This is a genomic window from Patulibacter medicamentivorans (genome assembly GCF_000240225.1).
Taxonomy (GTDB): Bacteria; Actinomycetota; Thermoleophilia; order Solirubrobacterales; family Solirubrobacteraceae; genus Patulibacter; species Patulibacter medicamentivorans.
In genome coordinates this window covers 1-2,317 of record NZ_AGUD01000332.1, presented here as the reverse complement: position 1 = coordinate 2,317, position 2,317 = coordinate 1, and the positions used below count along the sequence as shown (strand labels likewise).

General features: G+C 75.3%; 4 protein-coding genes and 1 pseudogene. 2 read left to right on the top strand and 3 right to left on the bottom strand.

Annotated elements, in window-relative coordinates:
* Nucleotides 1–301: nicotinate-nucleotide--dimethylbenzimidazole phosphoribosyltransferase (locus tag PAI11_RS23445; protein ID WP_138974528.1), on the top strand; the 301-nt coding region annotated here is incomplete at its 5' end.
* Nucleotides 302–345: 44 nt separating this feature from the next.
* Here PAI11_RS23445 and PAI11_RS23440 read toward each other — a convergent pair.
* The 3 genes from PAI11_RS23440 to PAI11_RS23430 are packed head-to-tail and all read right to left on the bottom strand — an operon-like array spanning nt 346 to nt 1,771.
* Nucleotides 346–765 carry a hypothetical protein gene (locus tag PAI11_RS23440; protein ID WP_007579530.1) on the bottom strand — a complete coding sequence of 140 codons (420 nt, stop codon included), beginning with the start codon at nt 763–765 and terminating at the stop codon, nt 346–348.
* A 27-nt stretch (nt 766–792) separates the two neighbouring features.
* The gene (tadA, locus tag PAI11_RS23435) at nt 793–1,290 is read right to left on the bottom strand and encodes a tRNA adenosine(34) deaminase TadA (protein WP_007579529.1); all 498 of its coding nucleotides are present in this window, start codon (nt 1,288–1,290) and stop codon (nt 793–795) included.
* A 34-nt stretch (nt 1,291–1,324) separates the two neighbouring features.
* Nucleotides 1,325–1,771 (bottom strand): universal stress protein, encoded by a 447-nt coding sequence (locus PAI11_RS23430; RefSeq protein ID WP_007579527.1) that lies wholly within the window; start codon nt 1,769–1,771, stop codon nt 1,325–1,327.
* A gap of 265 nt (nt 1,772–2,036) precedes the next feature.
* Between PAI11_RS23430 and PAI11_RS23425 the strand changes: the two are divergent.
* A pseudogene (locus tag PAI11_RS23425) lies at nt 2,037–2,317 on the top strand (hypothetical protein); the annotation flags it as partial.

Below are 2,317 nucleotides of genomic sequence, written 5' to 3'. Positions count from 1 at the left end.
GCGGCGCGCGCCGGTGGTGCTCGACGGCTTCGCGGTCGGGGTCGCGGCGCTGGCCGCGGTGCGGCTCTGCCCGGCGGTGCGCGACGGGCTCGTCGCCGGTCACCGCTCGGCCGAGCCGGCCCACGGCGCGGTGCTCGCGCAGCTCGGCCTGGAGCCGCTGCTGGACCTGCGGCTGCGACTCGGCGAGGGGTCGGGCGCGACGCTGGCGCTGCCGCTGATCGAGCAGGCGGGCCGCCTGCACCGCGACATGGAGACCTTCGCCGAGGCCGGCGTCGACGGCCCGGAGCCGCCCACCGCCTGACGTCGCGCCGGGGCCCGCCGGTCTCGGGGTCGGCGCGTCCAGGCTCAGCGCGGCGGCCGGATGCCGGTCGCGCCCGTGGTGCCGGGCGGCGGACCCGCGGCGATCGAGCCGCTCGCCACCGCCGAGGGCCGCTCCTGGCCCTGCCCGAGGGCCGCGGCGGCCGCGCGGGCCGCCTGCTCCCGCCGTCGCCGCCGTCGCGCGCCGGAGCCGGGGATCTTCGACACCAGCGAGCTGATCGGCGAGATCTCGCGCTCGAGCTCCTCGGCGACGACGACCAGCCGCTCGAGCAGCGGGACGATCTGCTCCATCCGCTGCTCGATGTCGTCGACGCGCTTGTAGACGTGCTGGACCTCGGCCGTGAGGTCGTCGATGCTCGACACGCTGCGGCCGAAGTCGGCCGCGCCGGTCTCGTGGAGGACCCGCTCGACGGCGTCCTGGATCGGCTTCAGGGGGTTCGGGGGCACGCGGACACGGTATCCCGTGGGATCGGATCAGCGGCCGCGGCGGGCGGCGAAGAACGCGCGCAGCAGCCCGGCGCACTCGTCGGCCAGGATCCCGCCGAGCACCTCGGGCCGGTGGTTCAGGCGCGGCTCGCCGGTCACGTCGAGGACGCTGCCGCAGGCTCCGGCCTTCGGATCGGTGCAGCCGTAGACGACCCGCGGGACCCGCGACAGGACGATCGCCCCGGCGCACATCGCGCACGGCTCGAGCGTCACGTAGAGCGTGGCGTCGTGGACGCGCCAGCTGCCGAGCGCCGCGGCGGCGGCCCGCAGCGCGAGGATCTCGGCGTGCGCCGTCGGGTCCTCGTCGCGCTCGCGCTCGTTGCGGCCGCGGCCGAGGACGGTGCCGTCGTCGGCGACCACGACCGCGCCGATCGGGACGTCGCCGTGCTGCTCGGCGATCCGCGCCTCGGCGATCGCCTCGCGCATCCAGCGCTCGTGGTCGAGCGGGGGCGGGGCGATCGGCGATCGGGCGTCCGGGGCGGGCACCCGGCGATGATCGCAGGACGCCAAGCGCCTCTCGCTACGTCGTGCGGACGATCAGCACCGAGCAGGGCGCATGGTGGCTGACCTTGTTCGGCACCGAGCCGAGCAGGAACCGCTTGGCGCCGGTCATGCCCTTGTTGCCGACCACGATCAGGTCGCCGCCGAACTCCTCGGCGACGTCGAGGATCGCGTCAGCCGGGTCGCCCTGGCGGGCGTAGGTGCGCACGTCCTTGACGCCCTTGGAGGTGGCGTAGTCCTTCGCCTGGCCGAGGGTGACCTCGACGTCGGCGCGCTCGTTGACCATCCACTCGACGTCGGCGGGGGCCTGCTTGGCCTCCTCGCGAAGACGGGCGCCGGAGACCGGCTCGTAGGCCGACACGATCTCGACGCGGGCGCCGAGGGATGCGGCGATGTCGACCGCCTCCTTGACCGCCTGCTTGGCGGTGTCCGAACCGTCGGTTCCGACCACGATCGAGCCGAACATGGAACTCCTTGGCGTGCTGGTCACTGGGCGCGAAACCGGCGGGGGCCCGCCGGCGCGCCGATCATCGCACACCGGTCGCGGGCCGGGAAAGGCGTCATGCCCAGAGCTTGACGGCGGCGATCGCGATGCTGAACAGGACGCAGACGACGAGGGCCACCTGCATCCAGAACCAGGTCGGCGGCATCGGACAAGGGTAGGGCGCGCGTGCGAGGATGGACGCGCGCATGGTCCCTCGCCCGCCGCACGCCCAGGGAGTCGACCGCCGATGATGATCGGACCGGAGCGCCGCCGCGAGCCCCGGGAGACGGCGAAGAAGGGCAAGAAGGCCCGCAAATCGAAGAAGCGGGCCGCCGTGGAGCCGGAGCCCGCGGCCGACGCGCCGGCCGCCGAGCCGGTGGCGACGGCGGAGCCCGCGGTGGCGGCCGAACCGGTGGCGACCGCCGAGCTCGCGATCGATCCCGAGCCCGCGGCGAGCGCCGAGCCGGCGCCGACCGCGATCGCGCTGCTGCCGCACGTCGATCGCCTGCGCGCCCAGGTCGACGCGCT

Bases quoted from the DNA above. Each gene is read 5' to 3' on its own strand.
- PAI11_RS23430 (WP_007579527.1), bottom strand. From the start codon at position 1,771: ATGTTCGGCTCGATCGTGGTCGGAACCGACGGTTCGGACACCGCCAAG.